Origin of the sequence: Xanthobacter autotrophicus, assembly GCF_029991245.1 — a bacterium.
Lineage (GTDB): Bacteria > Pseudomonadota > Alphaproteobacteria > Rhizobiales > Xanthobacteraceae > Xanthobacter > Xanthobacter autotrophicus_C.
Genome location: NZ_JAIVFO010000378.1, coordinates 1 through 433, shown reverse-complemented (window position 1 = coordinate 433; position 433 = coordinate 1). Strand labels below are relative to the sequence as shown.

Annotated in this window: 1 pseudogene; it reads right to left on the bottom strand. The window is 70.0% G+C overall.

What is annotated here, in order from left to right:
- A pseudogene (locus K9U41_RS23305) lies at nt 1-433 on the bottom strand (glycine dehydrogenase (aminomethyl-transferring)); the annotation flags it as partial.

The following is a 433-nucleotide window of genomic DNA, read 5'->3' as shown; positions in this document are numbered from 1 at the left end:
GGGAAGGACAGCGTGGGCGCATGGAAGCCGTAGTCGATCAGCCGCTTGGCGACGTCCTCGGCCATCACGCCGCTGGTCTCCTTGAAGCCGCGCAGGTCCAGGATGCACTCGTGCGCCACGTGGCCGTTGGCGCTCGCGTACAGCGTGGGGTAGTGGTCCTTCAGGCGCGCGCTGATGTAGTTGGCCGAGAGGATGGCCGTCTCGGTGGCGGCGCGCAGGCCGTCCGGGCCCATCATGCGGATGTACATCCAGCTGATCGGCAGCACGGCGGCATTGCCGAGAGGAGCCGCACTGACGGCCCCCGTGCCGCCCGCCACGCCGGCCGTGGCATGGCCCGGCAGATAAGGCACGAGGTCTTCCACCACGCAGACGGGGCCGACGCCGGGGCCGCCGCCGCCGTGCGGGATGCAGAAGGTCTTGTGCAGGTTCAGGT